Genomic DNA, 19,830 nt, shown 5'->3' on the forward strand with positions numbered 1-19,830 from the left:
GCGGGGCTGGTTGGTGATGGGGCGCGCCCTGGCGCGCGCGGTCTGCCCCGCCCCCCCGCCCCCGCAGCGCCGTACCGAATACCCGCCCGGGGGGCGGCCCTGTCGGGGCCGCACGCCATTGCCCCGGGGGGACACCCGTATGCCCGACACCGCCCGTGCCCGCCTCGCCGACGCCTCGCTGTACCTGTGCACGGACGCCCGCAGGCGCCAGGGCGACCTCCCGGAGTTCCTCGACGCCGTCCTCGCGGGCGGTGTCGACATCGTCCAGCTGCGCGACAAGGGCATGGAGGCCGGTGAGGAGCTGGAGCACCTGAGGGTGTTCGCCGACGCCTGCGCCCGCCACGGCAAGCTGCTCGCGGTCAACGACCGCGCGGACGTCGCCCACGCCGCCGCCTCCGACGTCCTCCACCTCGGCCAGGGCGACCTGCCCGTGCCCGCGGCCCGCGCGATCCTCGGCGAGGGCGTGCTGATCGGCCGCTCCACGCACAGCGAGGCGGAGGCCGCCGCGGCCGCCGTCCAGGAGGGCGTGGACTACTTCTGTACGGGCCCCTGCTGGCCCACCCCCACCAAGCCCGGCCGCCCCGCCCCTGGACTCGGCCTCGTCCGGTACACCGCCTCCCTGGGGACCGACCGCCCCTGGTTCGCCATCGGCGGCATCGACCTGGGCAATCTCGACGAGGTGCTGGAGGCGGGCGCCCGGCGGGTGGTCGTGGTCCGCGCGATCACCGAGGCGGACGACCCGGGAGCGGCGGCGGCGGAGATCGCGAAGCGGCTGCGGACGGCCTGAGCGGGCCGGTCGCCCGTAGCGCTCAGAACGGCCGGTTGTCCGATAGGTGGACAACAAGCGGACAATTCGGTCAAATTTCCGCGCCTTGGTTGGGGGACCGGCACACCCTGACTAACCTGCGGGTATGGCCCTCGGAACCGCATCCACCAGGACGGACCGCGCACGCACCGTGCGCGACATCCTGGCTGCCGGCAAGACGACGTACTCGTTCGAGTTCTACGCGCCGAAGACCCCCAAGGGCGAGCGGAGCCTGTGGAACGCGCTCCGCAGGGTCGAGGCGGTGGCCCCCGACTTCGTCTCGGTGACCTACGGCGCCGGCGGCTCCACCCGGGCGACCACGGTCAAGGAGACCCAGCAGATCGTCGTCGACACCACGCTCACCCCGGTCGCCCACCTCACCGCCGTCGACCACTCCGTCGCCGAGCTGCGCAACATCATCGGCCAGTACGCCGACGCCGGGATCCGCAACATGCTCGCCGTGCGCGGCGATCCGCCCGGCGACCCCATGGGCGACTGGATCCCGCACCCCCGGGGCCTGACCTACGCCGCCGAACTCGTCCGGCTCATCAAGGAGTCGGGCGACTTCTGCGTGGGCGTCGCCGCCTTCCCCGAGATGCACCCGCGCTCCGCCGACTGGGACACGGACGTCGCGCACTTCGTCGACAAGTGCCGGGCCGGCGCCGACTACGCCATCACCCAGATGTTCTTCCAGCCCGAGAGCTATCTGCGGCTGCGCGACCGTGTGGCGGCGGCCGGCTGCGACACCCCGGTGATCCCCGAGGTCCTGCCGGTGACCAGCGTGAAGATGCTGGAGCGACTGCCCAAGCTCAGCAACGCCCACTTCCCGGCCGAGCTGAAAGAGCGGATCCTCACATCCAAAGACGATCCGGCCGCTGTACGCTCCATTGGCATCGAGTTCGCCACGGAGTTCTGCGCGCGGCTGCTGTCCGAGGGAGTGCCCGGGCTGCACTTCATCACGCTCAACAACTCCACGGCGACCCTGGAAATCTACGAGAACCTGGGCCTGCAGCACCCTCCGCGGGCCTAGACCGGTCGCCTCGCGGTACGACACACTGCGTAGCGGCCACTGGGAGAGGGGCGTACATGGGCTGGACGGTCCTCTACATCGCGTTCGGCATCGTCGCGCTGTGGCTGCTGGGCGAGGTGCTGCTGCAGTACAAGGCACGGCTTCGCTGGCGGCTGCTGGCGTTCGCCGGCTTCCTCGGTGTCGTCGTGGGCGTGCTGATCCCGTCCGTCATCGTCATCGCGCTGGGCGCGGCCGCGTTCGCCGTCGGCCAGACCTATGTCACGCTGTCGTTCCGCCGTGGCTTCGCGTCGGGCTGGGCGGTCAAGCGCCCCGACGGCGAGGCGTTCGTGACCAAGCGCCGCCGCGGCAGGTCCGAGGACGCGGACGCCCCGCTGGAGGCACCCGCGACCGCCCCCGGCCGGGACACGGACGGTTACGGCGACGAGGCCCTCGGCTACGACCAGGACCGCACCCCGTCCTACGACGACGACTACGACCGCGACGACGTGTTCACGCCCGCCCCCCGGGCGCAGCAGCCCACCGCCGCCGAGACCACCGCCGTCTACGAGCCGCAGCCCCTCCCGGACGACACCGGCTCCTACGGCATATACGGCGACACCGCCTACGCCGCCACCACGGGCGGGCCCCAGGACCAGTACGCCGGCTCAGGCCAGGGCACCGACCAGAACTACGGCTACGACGGCTACCAGGGCTACGGCCAGCAGAGTTACGACTACGACACCTCCGGCGGGCAGCAGCAGTACGCCGCCTACTCCGACCCGTACATCGGCACGCAGACCTACGGCGGCGCCACCTACGACACCGGCTACGACCAGCAGAACTACGCCGACCAGTACGGCACCGGCGGCTACGGCGAGACGCCGGCCGGCGGCGTCTGGGTCCCGCAGCAGCGCACCACCGACGACCCCCTCGGCGGCGAACTCCCGCCCGAGCAGCAGGAGTACCCCTACCAGGGGGGCGGGCAGCAGGGGAACGGGTACGACGAGCAGTATCGGTTCTGAGTCGGCGACACCGGCGTCGGACGCGGCCCCCGAGCGTCCCGCACCATCGGAGGGCGGGGCCCACCGCTCACTGCGAGCCCCTGAACTGCGGCCCCTCCACGATCAGTCCGGACACCAGCGCGCCCGACATCCCGGCATGCGGCAGACCGCCCCCGGGATGTGACCAGCCGCCGACGGTGAACAGGCCCGACACCCCCGTGGAGTTGGACGGGTGCAGCAGCCGCCCCTCGGCCGCCGCCAGCGCCGGCGCCGGTACCGCCCCGCCCTCCGCACCAGTCGCCTCGGCGATGTCGGCCGGGGTACGCACCTCGTGCCACAGCAGCCGGTCACGCAGGCGGGGTATCGCGCGCTCGGCGGCGGCGAGCATCCCCTCGACGCGGTCCTCGGTCCGGCCGTCCGCGCCCGCGCGGACCACCGCGGACAGCACGACCGCCTCATGACCGGCGTCCGGGGCCAGCGCGGGATCGTCGGGGCGCAGCACGGTGACGGTGGGGGCGAAGGGCGCGTCGGACTCCGTACCGAACACACCGGCCAGCTCGCCCTCACGGTCCGCCGCGTGCACCACCGTCCGATGAGCCACCCCCTCCGGCCGCCCGCCCCGCAGCGCCAGCAGCACCGCGAGTCGGCTGGGCAGCCCCCGCTGGGGCGCGACCTCGTCGGCGGCGCGGACGGGAAGTCCCCTTTCCAGCGCTCCGGGTGCGACACCGGCGACCACGAAATCGGCCTCCGCCACGCTCCCGTCGGCGAGCTCGACACCCGCCGCCCGGCCGTCCTTCTCCACGACCCCCGTGACCTCGGACCCGAAGACGAACTCGACCCGCCGGGCCAGACACCGCTCGTACACCGCGCGGGCCAACTCCCGTATCCCGCCCCGGACATACCACATCCCGAAGGCGTGCTCCATGTACGGCAGCACGGCCGCGCTCGCCGGGGTGACCCGGGGGTCCAGGCCGTACGCGAGCGCGTGGCTCTCCAGCAGGGCGGCCAGCCGGGGGTCACGCAGCTCCCAGGCGCCGACCTCGGCCAGCGTGGCCGCCCGGCGGGTGCGCAGCAGCCTCTTGTGCGGGACCGCCGGATACGGCTCGCGGTCGGCCAGCACCGACCAGTTGGGCCACAGCGGCTCCTCCAGGAGCGGCCGGCGGGTGCGGTCCCAGGACTCGCGGGCGCGGACCAGGAAGTCCCCCCAGCGCCGCCCGACGCCCGCCCCGAGCGCCTCGTCCAGCGCCGAGACGACGCCCGCGCGTGAGGCGTTCGGCAGGGACACCTCGGTGCCGTCCGCGAAGACGTGGTGCGCGCAGGGGTCGACCTGGACCAGCTCGACGCACCGCTCCAGCGGCTCCTTGCCGGTCTTGACGAACAGATCGCGGTACACCGCGGGCAGGGGCAGCAGCCCCGGTCCGGTGTCGAAGACGAAGCCGTCCCGCTCGGCCCGGCGCACCGCCCCGCCGTACGTCCGCGTCCGCTCATGGACCACCACCCGGTGGCCCGCGACGGCCAGCCGGGCAGCAGCCGCCATCGCGCCCATCCCGGCGCCGACCACCACAATCCGTGCCATGCCTGCGACCCTATCCGCCGCCACTGACAACGCGACCGGCGGCCGGTGCCCGGCGGGCGGGCGTCACCCGGGCGTCGCGCCCGCCCCGGCCGCGACGCGGCGCTCCTGCCGGCGCTCGGCCCTGCGGCGCAGGAAGCGGCGGATGCGGGAGACGAGGAAGAACAGGGTCACCACGCCGAGCAGCAGCAGCGAGCCCGCGATGACCGCCGCCGCCGTGGGGTGGAATATCGCGAAGGTGATGAGGCCGCCGACCGCGAGATCCTCGGCGAGACTCACGATCACATTGCTGAACGGCTCCGGCGAGGAGTTGACCGCCATCCGAGTCCCCGCCTTGACCAGATGGCTGACCAGCGCCGTCGAACCGCCGAGCGCGCCCGCCGCCACCTCGGACAGCGAGCCGCTCTGCCCGGCCAGCAGCGCCGCGACCCAGGCGCCGGCCGCCGGCCGGATCAGCGTGTGCGCGGTGTCCCACGCCGAGTCGACGTACGGGATCTTGTCGGCGACCGCCTCGCACAGGAACAGCACCCCGGCGATCGCGAGCACCTCCGGGCGCTGCAGGGTCTCCGGGACGTCGTCGCTCACGCCGGTCGCGCCGAAGACACCGAGCAGCAGCACCACCGCGTACGCGTTGACACCGCTGGCCCAGCCACTGGTGAAGAGCAGAGGGAGTACGGACACGGAGGTGATCGTATCCAGGCGGTGCGCGGCCGTCGTGGGGATGCGCACACAGGTCTGAGTACACATACCTAGGCGGGGAGATGAGTACGCGCGCGGATGGGGGGCCACCTGCGGGAACGGGAGAGTGGAGGCACGGGAAGGGGCCCGGCGCCGGCACCGCCGACACGGGGCGGCGGAACGGCGCCGGTCCTGGACCGCTCCTTCCGCCGACCCGGTCGGCGGGAGCGAGACAACGGGGGAAGTGAAGGGGGGAAGCAAGGAAACGACCGGGCGGGGGAAACGGGGAACGGGGGAGCACCAGGAAGCGCCGGTTCGCGGCGGCCGTGGGGGATGCGGCCACCTCGGACCGGCGTTTTCGTGCGGCACGGCGAGGCTAGGCCCGCCGCGGTCCGCTCACCCGCCCCTGCAGCAGCCGCGACAGCGCCGCGTGGACGTCGTCCAGGGACCGCTCCGGCTGGAACGCCTGCCAGTCCAGCGCGGCCACCAGCACCATGCCGACCAGCGCGGCCGCGGTCAACTGCACATCGATCTCCTCGCTGAACTCCCCGCCCTCGACGCCCCTGCGCAGCACGTCCTCGACGACGGACACCGCCTCCCGCCGGACCACCGTCAGCGTCGACTGCCAGGCCCGGTTGGTCCGCCACAGCTCGGCCACGTACAGCTGGGTGAAGGACGGATAGCGGTCGATGAAGACCAGCCCCGCGCGGATCATCGCGTCCAGGGCGTCCACCTGGGAACCGCCCCCGCGCGCGTTGTCCTCGGCGGCCTGCCGCAGGGAGGCGGTGAGCAGGCCCACGCCGTGCCGCAGCAGCTCCTCGAAGAGGACCGACTTGCTCGCGAAGTTGTAGTAGACCGTGCCCTTCGCGACCCCGGCCCGCTCGGCGATCTCGTCCACCGTGGTGGCGGAGAAACCCTGCTCCGCGATGAGGGTGACGGCCGCCTCGTAGAGCTTCTGTCGGGTGGCCTCGCGGCGGGTGCCGCCGCCCGACGTGGTGCTGCTTTCCATGCGTCTGATTGTGCCCCCGAATGTCACAGCCTCGGCCCGAACCTCCCTTCGGGGGAAAAGCCCAGGTCAGAACGGATTGTCAGTGGTATACCGCACGATGGGCACATACGGCACCACCGGACAGTGCGTGCCGTCACCAGACGACAGGAGGTTCGTCATGGCCAGCTCCCACGCAGCCGCCGCCCGCCGGCGCCGCGCCACCGGCCCTGCCCCCTCACTGACCGGCCCCGCGAGCGATGTGCACCCCGTGCTCCGCCGGACCACGGCCCCGCCCGCCGCCCTCGACCTGCTCACCCAGGCACGCGCCGGACTGGACGAGGCGGCCGCCCTGGAAACCCCCAACGAGCGCTACGCGACGGCCCATCTCGCGGCCCTGCGCACCGCCGCCGCCGTCCTCGCCGCCCGCGCCCGTCCGGAGCCCACGCCCAGGCGCCGGACCCGCATCCGGAGCGCCTGGGAAGTGCTGCCCGAGATCGCGCCCGAACTGACCGAGTGGAGCGCGCTGTTCGCCTCCGGAGCCCGGCGCCGTGCCCGGGCCGAGGCGGGCATCGCGGGCGCGGCGAGCCAGCGCGACGCCGACGACCTGATACGCGACGTGGCGATGTTCATCCGCCTCGTCGAGCGCATGCTGGTCCTCCAGCCGGTCCTGCCCCCGCCACGCCAGGCCGGGGACGACCCGGACGGCCCCGCCGCGCGACCGGACCTGCCGGACGCGGGCTGACCCCGGCGGCGGGGCCGGACCGGGCGACCGGCGATGACCAGGTACGGCGGTCGAGGCAATAGGGTGGAAGGCGCCTGAAGCCTTCCCCCTCCGGCAGCCCGGGGCCGGGGAGGCAGCCCGTTCGCTCCGCCGCACACAAGGCGGTGCCGCGCCGAGGAGTCAACTGCCGTGTCGGACCCGCAGCGCCCCCGCGCCTCCCTCCGTACCGCCGTGGTCTGGGAGGTCCTCCAGGACGCCCTCGACCGCCGCGTCAAGGCCACGGGCCGGGAGTCCCTGGACGTCCTCGACACCGGCGGCGGCAGCGGCAACTTCGCGGTGCCCGTCGCCCGTCTGGGGCACCGCGTCACCGTCGTCGACCCCAGCCCCAACGCGCTGTTCGCCCTGGAGCGCCGCGCCGCCGAGGCCGATGTCGCCGACCGGGTGCGCGGTGTGCAGGGCGACGCCCACGGCCTGTTCGACGTGGTCGAGCGCGGCGGCTACGACGCCGTGCTGTGCCACGGCGTCCTGGAGTACGTCGACGACCCGGCCGAGGGCATCCGCAACGCCGTCGCCGCGCTGCGCCCCGAGGGCGTGCTCAGCCTGCTCGCCGCCGGTCTCGGCGGAGCCGTGCTCGCACGGGCCCTCGCCGGCCACTTCAAGGAGGCCCGCCAGGCTCTCACCGACCCGCACGGCCGCTGGGGCACCGGCGACCCCGTCCCGCGGCGCTTCACCGCCGAGCAGCTCACCGAACTGGTCGAGGGCGCGGGCCTGCGGGTCGGGGCGGTGCACGGCGTGCGGGTCTTCGCCGACCTCGTCCCCGGCGTCCTGGTGGACACCGAGCCCGGCGCCCTGGACGCCCTGCTGAAGCTGGAGGAGGCCGCGGCCGAGCTGCCCGCCTTCCACTCCGTGGCCACACAGATTCATGTGCTCGGTGAGACAGATGGGGCAGAAGAGGGCTGAGTGCCCTCCCGCCTCATGTGGCGTAGCCGCTGATCAGCATCTCCGCAGCGGATGGAGTGCGCCACAGGACCCCCGTTCACGCCTTGGGCGCCGTATGATCGAAGGAGACCGCCCCGGCATGACGGGCCGGCCGCTGGGGAATGGAAGCCTCAGCGAGCCGGGACGGCCATGACGGGTACCGGTTGGCCAATTGGCGTAGAGGGGCGGGTTTCATGGGGGCGATTCCCTGCCTATCCTGAAGGGACCCCCCGGGTCGCCCCGGCGACTGCACGATGAGGAGGACTCCGTGCCGCTCTCGGAGCACGAGCAGCGCATGCTCGAGCAGATGGAGCGAGCGCTGTACGCCGAAGATCCCAAGTTCGCGTCGGCGCTTGAGGGAAGCGGGCTGCGTACGTACACCCGGCGGCGGGTCTACCAGGCGGTCGCTGGCTTCCTCGTAGGTATCGCGCTCCTCATGGCCGGTATGGTCGCCAAGCAGGTCTGGCTCAGTGTGGTGGGCTTCCTCGTCATGCTGGGCTGCGCGGTTCTCGCCGTGACCGGCTGGCGCAAGGCCCCCAAGCCGGGCGAACAGCCCGCCGGTGCCCCGCAAGCCCGCGGTCAGGGACGGCGGCCGAAGCGCTCCATGATGGACCGCATCGAGCAGCGCTGGCAGCGCCGCCGTGACGAGCAGGGTCACTGACCACTTCCTACGGCTCCTGACTGACGCCGCTCAGACGTTTCTGAGGGGGTGACCACCCAGCCGGGCGGTCACCCCCTCAGGCATGCGCGCGAACAGTGCGACACGCAGCCCGTCGACCGCCCGCAGCACTCGGCCCCGGTCCCCTGGGAATCCCAGGGGACCGGGGCCGGTCTGTATGGCGGCGTCAGCCGCCCTGGTGCTGGCCCCACGGGCGTCGGATGAGCTGCGCCCAGCGCACGGCCCAGCTCGACCTGAGGGCCTGCAGGCGGTCCGTGAGGTCCCAGACCGCGCGGACGGCCGAACGCGGTGCGAGCACCGCACGCACCCTCGTGCGCCGGCTCACCCGCGCCCGCAGGGCCGCCTGCACGGTGCGCACCTCGCCCGCCAGCCCCGCCTCGGCCCGCGGCTCGGGCGCGAACAGCACCTGCTCCACGGCGCCCGCGACCCGGTGCACCGACCGCGCCGCCGCCTCGTCCAGCTCCCCGATCCGCACGATGCGCTCGGCAGCCCGGCGCGGGGTCAGTGCCTCGTCCGGCTCGATGCCGTAGTCCCACGCCGTGTCGATCAGCTCGCGCCACACCGCCAGCACATGCCCCACGGCAGCCTCGCTGACCACCTGAGAGGAGCCGTGCACGGCAGGCATCGCACCGGCCGCCCCGCCACCGCGGCCCGGGGACGCCGTGGTCACCGCGGCCGCGGAGTGCTGGGCCGACGCCAGCCGCACCGACCGCCGTCTCAGCCGCCACACCATCGGCAGCAGCGGCAGGACCACAGCCGCCAGCCCGAGCGCGCTCCAGCCGGCGATCTGGTACCAGGGCGGGCCACCGCCGCCCTTCTCCTCCGGGCCCAGCGGCAGCGCCAGGTCGCAGCCACCCTCCCGGCGGTCGGCCACCGCACAGCTGCTGCTCGCCGAGGGCGCGGTCGACGGGGCCGCGTCCGCCGAGCGGGACGCCTGCGGCAGGTCCGGCACCGGCTGGCCGGAGGTGTCCGGCACCGTGTACGTGGGCGTCGTGCCCCGGGTGGGCGTCGGCTCGAAGCGGGTCCAGCCCACGCCCTCGAAGTACAGCTCGGGCCAGGCGTGCGCGTCCTTCAGGCTCACCGCGACCGTGCCGTCCGACTGCGGGGAGCCGGGCGCGAAGCCCACCGCGACCCGGGCCGGTATGCCCAGCGTGCGGGCCATCGCGGCCATGGAGAACGAGAAGTGGACACAGAAGCCCTGCTTGTCCCGCAGGAAGCGGGCGATCGCGTCCCGGCCCTCGCCGACCGCCACCTCGGTGTCGTACTGGAAGCCGCCCGTCGCCGCGAAGTAGTCCTGGAGGGCGACCGCCTTCTCGTAGTCGGTCGTGGCGTCCTTGGTGATGTCCAGGGCCGTGCGGTACACCACCGGCGGCAGCGAGTCCGGGACCCGGGTGTACTCGCCGCGCAGCGAGCCCGGGGCCTCCGGTGCCTTCCTCAGCTGGTCCGCCGTCGGCCGCACCTCAAGGCTGCGCACCTCGTAGGTCTTGCCGCGGGTGGTCTCCCGGTGGTCGCCCACGAGGGTCATGCCGACCGGTTCGTACCGCCAGGCGCCGCTGACGGTGACGGTGCTGGGCGGATACGGCATCGGCAGCCAGTCCTGGGCGTACCAGTCGGCCGCCCGGATGCGGGTGGCGATCTCCGTGCGCCTGATGTCCGGGCCCAGGCCGACGGGCGTGGGCAGCTGCTCGGGGACGGCGACGACGCGCCGCTTCGACGGCTTCCAGGTGGTGCCGTCGAAGTCGTCCAGGGAGACGATCCGCAGATACAGGTCGGAGAGGTTGGTGCTGGTGGTGCGCAGGGTGAGGACCGTGCGGTCCTCCTCCACGTTGAGACTGTCGCGCAGGGACACCAGAGGGTTGACCGCGGAGATCGTGCCCCCGCCGCCGGAGCCCGCGCCGACGCCCGACCCCGTGCCGCCCAGCAGGCCGCCCTGGATGGCGGGCAGCGGCAGGAGCGGCACCGCGAGCGCGACACCCAGGGCGGCCACGCCGATACGCCGGCCGGTGCGCACGGGGGCCACCGGGCCGGACGGCTCGCCGGGCGCGCGCGGGGCGCCGCCGAAGACCCGGCCCCACTGCGAGAGCCGCTCACGGCCCTCGGCCAGCAGCAGCATCAGATAGCCGGCCGCGGCGGCCAGGAACCACAGCCAGTCCCGGTCGCCGGTGGACAGCCCCGCCGCGACCGAGTACAGCGCGAGCAGCGGCAGACCGGCCGGCGCGGCATTGCGGAAGGTGACCGCGATGGTGTCCACCGCCAGACCGATCACCAGCACACCGCCGACCAGCATCAGCCGGATTCCGGGGGACAGCGGGGCCGGGGCCGCGAACCGCGTCACGTCGTCCGCGCCGGCCCGGAGCAGGTCGCCGAAGTGCTGGAACGCCTGCGGGCCGGGGATCAGCCCGGCGATCGCCGACTCGCGGACGAAGGCCACGGTCAGCAGCACGATCATCACCAGCGTCTGCGCGACCACGGTCAGCACACGGGGCAGCGTCATCCGCCGGGCCGCCGCGCCGACCGCGGACTGGATCGCCAGCAGCAGGGCCGCCTGCGGGAACCACGAGTCGGGGTCCACCAGGGGGAACAGGGCGGTGCCCGCCAGCAGTGTGGCCACCGCCGAGCACAGGGTCACGCGTGCCCGTCCGCTGATCATCCGGCCTCCCCCCGGTTCGCGCCGCCCGCCGTCACGACCCCGGTGCGCTCCCGGTCCGCCTGGCGCCACAGCTCCTGCAGCGAGGCACCCCGCGGCACGCTCAGGGCCGTCCAGCCCGCCTCGCGCAGCATCCGCAGCCGCTCCTCCTGCCCGTTCACCGGATCGGGCCCGCCCATCGGTTCACGCGTCCACGTCTCGCTGTCCAGCACGAAGGCGATGGCGCCGCCGCTGCGCCGGCGCATCCTCGCCGCGATCGCCGCCTGCTCCTCGTCGAGGTCGCCGAGGAAGGCCACCAGCAGCCCCTCGCCCCCGCCGCGCAGCACGTCGTGGGCGCGGGACAGGCTCGCGCCGTCGGAGTGGTCGATCACCGCGAGGGTGTCCATCATCAGTCCGGCCGCGTCCGCCGACTCCTGGCCGGACCCGGCGAACCCCTCGGCGCCCTCCCCGGGCACCGAGCTGCCGGTGTCCGTCAGCAGCCGCACCGAGTAGCCCCGCTCCAGCATGTGCACCAGCACCGACGCGCAGCCCGCGACCGCCCACTCGAACGCAGAGTCCGGGCCCGCGCCCAGGAAGGCGACGGCCCGGGTGTCGAGCAGGACCGTGCAGTGGGAGCGCTGCGGCTGCTCCTCGCGGCGCACCATCAGCTCGCCGTGGCGGGCGGTGGAGCGCCAGTGCACCCGGCGCAGGTCGTCGCCGTAGCGGTAGCCGCGCGGGATCACGTCGTCCTCGCCGGCCAGAGCGAGGGAGCGTTGCCGCCCGTCGCCGTACCCCTGGGCCTCGCCGCCGAGGCGCACCGGTGGCAGCGGCTCGACGCGCGGGACCACGGTCAGCGTGTCGTACGTCGAGAAGGAGCGGGTCAGCTCGCACATGCCGAACGGGTCGCTCAGCCGCAGCTGGAGCGGGCCCAGCGGATAGCGGCCGCGCAGGTCGGAGCGGACCCGGTAGGACACCTCGCGGCGGCCGCCCGCCTCGACCCGGTCCAGGACGAAGCGGGGGCGCGGGCCGAGGACGTAGGGCACCCGGTCCTGGAGCATGAGCAGGCCGGTGGGCAGCCGGGAGACGTTGTCCATCCGCAGATGGACGCGGGCCTCGCTGCCGGCCGACACACGCGCCGGGGAGAGCCGGCGGCTGCCGGCCACCCGGTAGCGGGTGCGGTAGAGCACGGCCGCGCAGATCAGGGGCAACGCCGCCAGCAGCAGCCCGACCCGGAGCAGGTCGGGCTGGCCGAGGACGTAGGCGCAGATGGCGGCCGCGACACCGGCGGCCAGGAAGGAGCGCCCGCGGGTGGTCAGACCGGCCAGGGCCGTGCGCACTCCGCCCTTGTCGCCCCGGCCGCTATCGTCCGCCGGCCCGGCCGCGCCGGTGGTCATCCGAGCCTCCCGGGCGGCTGCTGGCCGTAGCCCGATATCCCGCCCGGGACGCCGTAGCCGTGCTGCTGGGGCGTCGTGGGCACCGGGGTGCGCTGCAGGATCTCCTGGACGACCTGCTCGGAGGTGCGGCGGTTGAGCTGGGCCTGGGCGGTGGGCAGCAGACGGTGGGCCAGGACCGGGACCGCGAGGTGCTGGACGTCGTCCGGCAGCGCGTAGTCCCGGCCGCTCAGGGCCGCGGACGCCTTCGCCGCGCGCAGCAGGTGCAGTGTCGCGCGCGGGGAGGCGCCGAGTCTGAGGTCGGGGTGGGTGCGGGTGGCGGCGACCAGGTCGACCGCGTAGCGGCGGACGGTTTCGGCGACGTGCACCCCGCGGACCGCGTCGATCAGCTTCACGATCTCGTGGGCGTGCGCGACCGGCTGGAGGTCGTCTAGGGGGCTCACCCCGCCGTGCACGTCCAGCATCTGCAGCTCGGCCTCGGGGCTCGGGTAGCCCATCGAGACACGGGCCATGAAGCGGTCGCGCTGGGCCTCGGGCAGCGGGTAGGTGCCCTCCATCTCGACCGGGTTCTGCGTGGCCACCACCATGAACGGCGCGGGCAGCTCGTAGGACTGGCCGTCGATGGTGACCTGGCGCTCCTCCATGGACTCCAGCAGTGCCGACTGGGTCTTGGGCGAGGCGCGGTTGATCTCGTCGCCGATCACGATCTGGGCGAAGATCGCGCCCGGCTTGAACTCGAAGTCCCGGCGCTGCTGGTCCCAGATGGACACACCCGTGATGTCCGAGGGCAGCAGGTCGGGAGTGAACTGGATGCGCCGCACCGAGCAGTCGATGGACTGCGCCAGCGTCTTGGCGAGCATCGTCTTGCCCACGCCCGGGACGTCCTCGATCAGAAGATGTCCCTCGGCGAGCAGCACTGTCAGCGAAAGCCGTACGACCTCGGGCTTGCCCTCGATCACTCCCTCCACCGAACTGCGGATCCGCTCCACAGTGGCAGTCAGATCTGTAAGGCTTGCTCGATCGTCATAGGTCGTCACCGGCCCTCCTCGGCCCGTTCTTTCTCCGGGCCGACACTCCGCGCACTCCGCGCCGGGGACGGCCCACCCCGAATCACGAGCACCGCGCGCGAAAAGTTCCGCGGGGCGCCCCACCGGCATTCTTGCCGCCGTTACCGATTCGTGTCACTCGCCTGTGGACAACTGCCCGTGATATGTCCGGCCCTAGGGCCTTTGACCGCACTGATGACAGCTTTCTGACAGCCGGCCGCGTGCGGGGCGGCCGGTTCGTCAGCTGGGGTCGATCTCCCGCAGCAGTCCCGTGCTCACGTCGAAGACGAAGCCGCGCACGTCGTCGGTGTGCAGCAGGAACGGCGAGGTCCGCACGCGCTGCATGGACTGCCGTACGTCCTGTTCGACGTCCCGGAACGCCTCCACGGCCCAGGCCGGGCGCTGGCCGACCTCCATCTCCAGGTCGTGCCGGAACTCCTCGGTGAGGGTCTCCAGACCGCAGCCGGTGTGGTGGATCAGGACCACGCTGCGGGTGCCCAGGGCGCGCTGGCTGATGGTGAGGGAACGGATGACGTCGTCGGTGACGACACCGCCCGCGTTGCGGATGGTGTGACAGTCGCCGAGCTCCAGGCCGAGCGCGGCGTGCAGGTCGAGACGGGCGTCCATACAGGCCACGACGGCGACCTTGAGGACGGGCCGGGCGTCCATGCCCGGGTCGGTGAAGTCGGCGGCGTACCGCTCGTTCGCCTCCACGAGGCGGTCGGTGACGGTGCCGGTGCGAGCTATGGCGTCGCCGGAGCCGGTGGGTACCGATGCGGAAGTCGTCATAGTCATGACGTTACTGGTCACAGTCGGTCGGGTCGCGTTGTGAGAGTGGGAAAAGAGCGGGAAAAGAGAGTCAACGCGCCCCCTGTGACATAACCCACACGAGTGGCGGCAGGACGTCCGTAGGGGTGAAATTCCTGGATTCGCCGCTTCACGCCCACCCTGGGCCGCGACGCGCAGGCCGGTTGATTGACCGCGAGACAGGGTGGACTAAAGTGACGCGAAGCGGGAGGCGAGACGCTCCCTGCACCGAATTCCCCCTGCGAGACCCCGGCGCGGCCGGATGTCTCCCCCGCGTGCGCGGCGCGTACGTACGGCTCGGTCTCCTCCCGGCGGTGCGGACCGCCCGCCGGACCTGAGAGGGCCCCTTGAGCGACAGTCGACACGTCCCGGTGATGCTCCAGCGCTGCCTGGACCTGTTGGCCCCCGCCCTCCAGCAGCCCGGAGCGGTGGTCGTCGACTGCACCCTCGGCCTCGGCGGCCACAGCGAGGCCCTCCTGCACACCTTCCCCGAGGCCCGGCTCATCGCCCTGGACCGCGACAAGGAAGCCCTGCGCCTGTCCGCCGAGCGCCTCGCACCCTACGGCGAGCGCGCCACCCTCGTGCACGCCGTCTACGACGAACTGCCCCGCGTCCTCGAACGGCTCGGCATCGCGCGCGTGCAGGGCGTCCTGTTCGACCTCGGGGTCTCCTCCATGCAGCTCGACGAGGCCGACCGCGGCTTCGCCTACGCCCAGGACGCCCCGCTCGACATGCGCATGGACCAGACGACCGGCATCAGCGCCGCCGAGGTCCTCAACACCTACCCGCCCGGCGAACTGGTGCGCATCCTGCGCGCGTACGGCGAGGAGAAGCAGGCCAAGCGGATCGTCTCCGCCATCGTGCGCGAGCGTGAGAAGGAGCCGTTCACGAACAGCGCGCGGCTCGTGGAGCTGATCCGCGGCGCGCTGCCGCAGGCCGCCAAGCGCACCGGCGGCAACCCGGCCAAGCGCACCTTCCAGGCGCTGCGGATCGAGGTCAACGGCGAACTCGCCGTCCTGGAGCGGGCGATCCCGGCCGCCGTGGAGGCGCTCGCCGTGGGTGGGCGGATCGCCGTGCTGTCGTACCACTCGCTGGAGGACCGGCTGGTCAAGCAGGTCTTCGCGGCCGGCGCCGCCTCCACCGCCCCGCCCGGGCTGCCCGTCGTCCCCGAGCGCTACCAGCCCCGGCTCAAGCTGCTGACGCGCGGTGCCGAACTTCCCACCGAGGACGAGATCGCCGAGAACCGCCGGGCCGCCCCGGCGCGTCTTCGGGGGGCCGAGCGGATCAGGGAGTCCATTGAATGAGGGGCGTGAGGGCGGTGCCGCAGGCATGCGGGCGCGGACCCGGGGAGGGCCGATGAGCGGGAGACGCGAACTCAAGGGGCGGGCCGCCCGGCTCGCGCGGCTGTTCCCCGCGCGGCCCACGCAGGCTGCCCGTACCCCCTTCGTGCTCCTCGTGGTGCTGCTGCTGGGCGGCGGCCTGATCGGTCTGCTGGTGCTCAACTCGGCGCTCAGCGAGGGCTCGTTCCGCATGGACGACCTCAAGCGGGACACCAAGAGCCTCACCGACGAGGAACAGGCCCTGCAGCGGGACATCGACTCCTACTCCGCCCCCGACGCCCTGCAGCGCCGGGCCCGGGAGCTCGGCATGGTGCCCGGCGGTGATCCGGCCTTCCTGAACCCCGACGGCACCGTCAAGGGCGTTCCCTCGCCCGCCGCCGGCCGGTCCGGCGCCGGTGCCTCCGGCGCCGTACGCCCGCCGGAGGCCATCACGCTCACGGAGGCCCTGGAGCAGACGCCCCCCGCCCCCACGCCCACCCCGACCCCGGCAGGTGACGGAAGTGGCTGACATCCCCGGCAGGCAGCCGCCGCGCCGCCGCGTGCCAGGCCCCGCCCGGCCCTCCCGCCCCGCGTCCGCGCAGAGCGGGCGCCCAAGCCGCCCGGGCCCCGGCGCCCGGCCCGCCCGCCGCCCCGCCGTGCCCCGCCCGGCGGCCCCGCGCGCCCTCAAGCTCGGCAGCCCCCGCCCCCGGCTGCGCCTGGTCGGCGTCGCGCTGACCCTCGTCCTGCTCGCCTTCGTCGTACGACTGCTCCAGGTGCAGGCCGTCGACGCCGGCACCTACGCCGCCAAGGCCGAGCAGAACCGCTACGTCGGCCAGGTGCTGGCCGCCGAACGCGGCCAGATCACCGACCGCAGCGGACTCGCCCTCGCCACCAGCGAGGACGCCTACGACATCACCGCCGACCCCACGATGTTCGCCGCCGGGCAGCTGAAGGTCGACGACGGCCCCGAGCAGGCCGCCGCCCTCCTCGCCCCGATCCTCGGCCAGGAGCAGTCCGCGATCGTCGCGAAGCTGCGCCCCGAGAACAAGAACGCGCGCTACACCAAGCTCGCCGGCCGGCAGACCCCGCAGGTCTGGAAGCAGATCAAGGACCTCAAGAGCGCGCTCGCCACCAAGGCCGACAGCGACGGGTCGACCGTCAACGTCCTCGCCGGTGTCTTCGCCGTGCCCAGCAGCAAGCGTGTGTACCCGAACGGCACCCTGGCCGCCGGGATACTGGGCTGGGTCAACGCCGAGGGCAAGGGCGGCGGCGGGATCGAGCAGCAGCTGGACGAGACCCTCGCCGGCAAGGACGGCAAGATCCGCTACGCCCAGTCCGGCGGCCGCCAGGTGCCCACCGCGGGCTCCACCGAGACGCCCGCCGTGCCCGGCTCCGACGTCGAGCTGACCATCGACCGCGACATCCAGTGGGCCGCGCAGAGCGCCATCACCGAGCAGGTGAAGAAGTCCAAGGCCGACCGCGGCTACGTCATCGTCCAGGACACCCGCAGCGGCGAGATCCTCGCCATGGCCAACTCGCCCGGCTTCGACCCCAACGACCTGTCCACGGCCTCCTCGGCGAACATGGGCAACGCGGCCCTGCAGGACGCCTACGAGCCCGGCTCCACCGCCAAGGTCATCTCCATGGCCGCCGTGCTGGAGGAGAATGCCGCGACCCCGCTCACGCACGTCACCGTGCCCAACCGGCTGCACCGCGGCGACCGGCTGTTCCAGGACGACATCGACCACGAGACCTGGTACCTCACGCTCAACGGCGTGCTCGCCAAGTCGTCCAACATCGGCACCATCCTGGCCACCGGGCAGCTCGGCGAGACCCAGCCCGAGGCCAACCAGGTCCTCTACTCCTACCTGCGCAAGTTCGGCATCGGCAGCCCCACCGGGCTCGGCTTCCCCGGCGAGACCAGAGGCATCCTCGCCCCGGCCGACACGTGGTCGACCTCGCAGCAGTACACGATTCCTTTCGGCCAGGGCGTGTCCGTCAACGCCGTGCAGGCGGCCTCCGTCTACTCGACCATCGCCAACGGCGGCGTCCGTGTCGAACCGACCCTGGTCCGCGGCACCAAGGGACCGGACGGACGCTTCACCCCCGCGCCGGAACCCCGGAAGACCAGGGTGGTCAGCGACAGCACGGCGAAGACGCTCGCCCAGATGCTGGAGTCGGTGGTGGACGACCGGGAGGGCACGGGCACCAAGGCGCGCATCCCCGGCTACCGCGTCGCGGGCAAGACGGGTACGGCCAACCGCGTGGATCCGGCCACCGGCACCTACAAGGGCTACACCTCGTCCTTCGCCGGGTTCGCACCCGCCGACAACCCCCGGGTCACCGTCTACTGCGCGATCCAGAACGCCACCAAGGGCAGCTACTTCGGCGGCCAGATCTGCGGCCCCATCTTCAAGCAGGTGATGGAGTTCGCCCTCAAGACCCTCCAGGTCCCCCCGACCGGCGCCCAGCCCGCGAACCTGCCGGTCACCTTCACGCCCTGAGTCCCCGTCCGCCCATGTTCAGCGCCGAACAGCCAGGAACCAGCCCGTGACCATGATCACTCCCGATCCCGGGAACCGCACACCGCACGCTCCCTCGCTTCGCTCCCAGGCGGGTCAGCCCGGTACGCTCACCGCCGTGCCACACGCTGATCAGTCCCGAACCACCCAGAAGGGCGCTTCCGTGACATACCCGGGGCCGCCGCGACCGGTCCAGGTCTCCGCCACACCCCTCGCGGAACTCGCCGGTCAGCTGGGTGCGCCAGCGCCGGGCGGCGCCGCCGGGGTCACCGGGATCACCCATGACTCGCGCGCCGTCCGCCCCGGCGACCTCTACGCCGCGCTCCCGGGCGCCCGGCTGCACGGCGCCGACTTCGTCACCCAGGCCGCGGGCCTGGGCGCGGTCGCCGTACTGACCGACCCGACCGGAGCCGAACGCGCCTCCGCGACCGGCCTGCCGGTCCTGGTGGTCGACGACCCGCGCGGGCGCATGGGTGAGCTGGCGGCCACCATCTACGGCCATCCGGGCCGCGACCTGCTCCAGATCGGCATCACCGGCACCTCCGGCAAGACCACCACCGCCTACCTCGTCGAGGGCGGGCTCAGGACGGTCAAGGCCACCGGCCTCATCGGCACCGTCGAGATGCGCATCGGCGACGAGCGCATCAAGTCCGAGCGCACCACCCCCGAAGCCACCGACCTGCAGGCACTGTTCGCCGTCATGCGCGAACGCGGCGTCGAGGCGGTCGCCATGGAGGTCTCCAGCCATGCCCTGGTCCTCGGCCGGGTCGACGGCTGCGTCTTCGACATCGCGGTCTTCAACAACCTCAGCCCGGAACACATGGAGTTCCACTCCGACATGGAGGACTACTTCCGGGCCAAGGCACAGCTGTTCACACGCAAACGCAGCCGGCTCGGCGTGATCAACCTCGACGACGAGTACGGCCGCCGGCTCGTGACGGAGGCCGAGGTGCCCGTCGTCACCTTCTCCGCCGAGGGTCACCCCGACGCCGACTGGCGTGCCGTGGACGTCGAGGTCGGCCCGATGGACTCCACCTTCACAGCCGTAGGACCGAAGGGCGAGCGGATCCCCGCCAGGTCGCCGCTGCCGGGGCCGTTCAACGTGGCCAACACCCTCGCCGCGATCGTCGCCCTCGCCGCCGCCGGACTCGACCCGCGGGCCGCCGCCGACGGCGTCGCCGCCGTGCCCGGGGTGCCGGGCCGGCTGGAGCGCGTGGACGCCGGGCAGCCCTACCTCGCGGTCGTCGACTACGCGCACAAGACGGACGCCGTCGAGTCGGTCCTCAAGGCGCTGCGCAAGGTCACCAAGGGCCGGCTGCACGTCGTACTGGGCTGTGGCGGCGACCGCGACCGGACCAAGCGGGCGCCGATGGGCGCCGCCATGGCGCGGCTCGCCGACACCGCCGTACTGACCTCCGACAACCCCCGCTCCGAGGACCCCCTCGCGATCCTCGCCACCATGCTCGAAGGCGCGGCCTCGGTGCCCGCGCACGAGCGCGGCGAGGTGCTGCTGTTCGAGGACCGGGCGGCCGCCATCGCCGCCGCCGTGGCCCGCGCGCACGCCGGGGACACCGTGCTTGTCGCGGGCAAGGGCCACGAGCAGGGCCAGGACATCGCCGGAGTGGTCCGTCCCTTCGACGACCGCCAGGTGCTTCGCGAAGCTATCCAGAAGACCCAGGGATGAACT

17 protein-coding genes are annotated in these 19,830 nt (G+C 73.1%); 10 read left to right on the plus strand and 7 right to left on the minus strand.

Features of this window, described 5'->3' with window-relative positions; translation table 11 throughout:
- Positions 1 to 139 precede the first annotated feature (139 nt).
- From thiE to ACH5AC_RS19630, 3 genes are all read left to right on the plus strand, one after another.
- Positions 140 to 787: a thiamine phosphate synthase gene (thiE, locus tag ACH5AC_RS19620; protein ID WP_398863179.1), complete on the plus strand. Its 648-nt coding sequence runs from the start codon at positions 140 to 142 to the stop codon at positions 785 to 787.
- A 124-nt stretch (positions 788 to 911) separates the two neighbouring features.
- On the plus strand, positions 912 to 1,835 hold the full coding sequence (gene metF / locus ACH5AC_RS19625; protein ID WP_398863180.1) for a methylenetetrahydrofolate reductase [NAD(P)H]: 924 nt from the start codon (positions 912 to 914) through the stop codon (positions 1,833 to 1,835).
- Positions 1,836 to 1,891: 56 nt separating this feature from the next.
- The gene (locus ACH5AC_RS19630) at positions 1,892 to 2,836 is read left to right on the plus strand and encodes a hypothetical protein (RefSeq protein ID WP_398863181.1); all 945 of its coding nucleotides are present in this window, start codon (positions 1,892 to 1,894) and stop codon (positions 2,834 to 2,836) included.
- 67 nt (positions 2,837 to 2,903) lie between these two features.
- Here the strand turns inward: ACH5AC_RS19630 and ACH5AC_RS19635 are convergent, their stop codons facing one another.
- The 3 genes from ACH5AC_RS19635 to ACH5AC_RS19645 form a co-directional block, all read right to left on the minus strand.
- On the minus strand, positions 2,904 to 4,391 hold the full coding sequence (locus ACH5AC_RS19635) for a phytoene desaturase family protein (protein WP_398863182.1): 1,488 nt from the start codon (positions 4,389 to 4,391) through the stop codon (positions 2,904 to 2,906).
- Positions 4,392 to 4,454: 63 nt separating this feature from the next.
- Positions 4,455 to 5,069: a DUF4126 domain-containing protein gene (locus tag ACH5AC_RS19640; protein WP_398863184.1), complete on the minus strand. Its 615-nt coding sequence runs from the start codon at positions 5,067 to 5,069 to the stop codon at positions 4,455 to 4,457.
- A gap of 373 nt (positions 5,070 to 5,442) precedes the next feature.
- The gene (locus tag ACH5AC_RS19645; protein ID WP_398863185.1) at positions 5,443 to 6,075 is read right to left on the minus strand and encodes a TetR/AcrR family transcriptional regulator; all 633 of its coding nucleotides are present in this window, start codon (positions 6,073 to 6,075) and stop codon (positions 5,443 to 5,445) included.
- A 157-nt stretch (positions 6,076 to 6,232) separates the two neighbouring features.
- Here ACH5AC_RS19645 and ACH5AC_RS19650 point away from each other — a divergent pair, with 157 nt between their 5' ends.
- The 3 genes from ACH5AC_RS19650 (at position 6,233) to ACH5AC_RS19660 (ending at position 8,414) form a co-directional block, all read left to right on the plus strand.
- Positions 6,233 to 6,796 (plus strand): SAV_6107 family HEPN domain-containing protein, encoded by a 564-nt coding sequence (locus tag ACH5AC_RS19650; protein WP_398863186.1) that lies wholly within the window; start codon positions 6,233 to 6,235, stop codon positions 6,794 to 6,796.
- Positions 6,797 to 6,964: 168 nt separating this feature from the next.
- Positions 6,965 to 7,735 carry a methyltransferase gene (locus ACH5AC_RS19655; RefSeq protein ID WP_398863187.1) on the plus strand — a complete coding sequence of 257 codons (771 nt, stop codon included), beginning with the start codon at positions 6,965 to 6,967 and terminating at the stop codon, positions 7,733 to 7,735.
- Positions 7,736 to 8,021: 286 nt separating this feature from the next.
- Positions 8,022 to 8,414, plus strand: coding sequence for a DUF3040 domain-containing protein (locus ACH5AC_RS19660; protein WP_398863188.1), 393 nt, complete (start codon positions 8,022 to 8,024; stop codon positions 8,412 to 8,414).
- A 184-nt stretch (positions 8,415 to 8,598) separates the two neighbouring features.
- Here the strand turns inward: ACH5AC_RS19660 and ACH5AC_RS19665 are convergent, their stop codons facing one another.
- The 4 genes from ACH5AC_RS19665 to ACH5AC_RS19680 form a co-directional block, all read right to left on the minus strand.
- The gene (locus tag ACH5AC_RS19665) at positions 8,599 to 11,082 is read right to left on the minus strand and encodes a transglutaminaseTgpA domain-containing protein (RefSeq protein WP_398863190.1); all 2,484 of its coding nucleotides are present in this window, start codon (positions 11,080 to 11,082) and stop codon (positions 8,599 to 8,601) included.
- The gene (locus tag ACH5AC_RS19670; protein ID WP_398863191.1) at positions 11,079 to 12,452 is read right to left on the minus strand and encodes a DUF58 domain-containing protein; all 1,374 of its coding nucleotides are present in this window, start codon (positions 12,450 to 12,452) and stop codon (positions 11,079 to 11,081) included. Before ACH5AC_RS19670 ends, ACH5AC_RS19665 begins: the two co-directional genes overlap by 4 nt.
- A complete protein-coding gene (locus tag ACH5AC_RS19675) occupies positions 12,449 to 13,486 on the minus strand; it encodes an AAA family ATPase (RefSeq protein WP_398863192.1) in 1,038 nt (345 codons plus the stop codon). The genes ACH5AC_RS19670 and ACH5AC_RS19675 overlap by 4 nt, the downstream gene beginning before the upstream one ends.
- A 249-nt stretch (positions 13,487 to 13,735) precedes the next feature.
- The gene (locus tag ACH5AC_RS19680) at positions 13,736 to 14,284 is read right to left on the minus strand and encodes a beta-class carbonic anhydrase (RefSeq protein ID WP_398863193.1); all 549 of its coding nucleotides are present in this window, start codon (positions 14,282 to 14,284) and stop codon (positions 13,736 to 13,738) included.
- 365 nt (positions 14,285 to 14,649) lie between these two features.
- Between ACH5AC_RS19680 and rsmH the strand changes: the two genes are divergently transcribed.
- The 4 genes from rsmH to ACH5AC_RS19700 are packed head-to-tail and all read left to right on the plus strand — an operon-like array spanning position 14,650 to position 19,827.
- On the plus strand, positions 14,650 to 15,606 hold the full coding sequence (gene rsmH / locus ACH5AC_RS19685; protein ID WP_398863195.1) for a 16S rRNA (cytosine(1402)-N(4))-methyltransferase RsmH: 957 nt from the start codon (positions 14,650 to 14,652) through the stop codon (positions 15,604 to 15,606).
- 52 nt (positions 15,607 to 15,658) lie between these two features.
- Positions 15,659 to 16,150 carry a septum formation initiator family protein gene (locus tag ACH5AC_RS19690; protein ID WP_398863197.1) on the plus strand — a complete coding sequence of 164 codons (492 nt, stop codon included), beginning with the start codon at positions 15,659 to 15,661 and terminating at the stop codon, positions 16,148 to 16,150.
- Positions 16,143 to 18,125, plus strand: coding sequence for a penicillin-binding transpeptidase domain-containing protein (locus tag ACH5AC_RS19695; RefSeq protein ID WP_398863198.1), 1,983 nt, complete (start codon positions 16,143 to 16,145; stop codon positions 18,123 to 18,125). The genes ACH5AC_RS19690 and ACH5AC_RS19695 overlap by 8 nt, the downstream gene beginning before the upstream one ends.
- A 46-nt stretch (positions 18,126 to 18,171) precedes the next feature.
- Positions 18,172 to 19,827 carry a UDP-N-acetylmuramoyl-L-alanyl-D-glutamate--2,6-diaminopimelate ligase gene (locus tag ACH5AC_RS19700; RefSeq protein WP_398863199.1) on the plus strand — a complete coding sequence of 552 codons (1,656 nt, stop codon included), beginning with the start codon at positions 18,172 to 18,174 and terminating at the stop codon, positions 19,825 to 19,827.
- The last annotated feature ends 3 nt before the right edge of the window (positions 19,828 to 19,830 follow it).

It is taken from the genome of Streptomyces sp. NPDC018693, assembly GCF_044391385.1.
Taxonomy (GTDB): domain Bacteria; phylum Actinomycetota; class Actinomycetes; order Streptomycetales; family Streptomycetaceae; genus Streptomyces.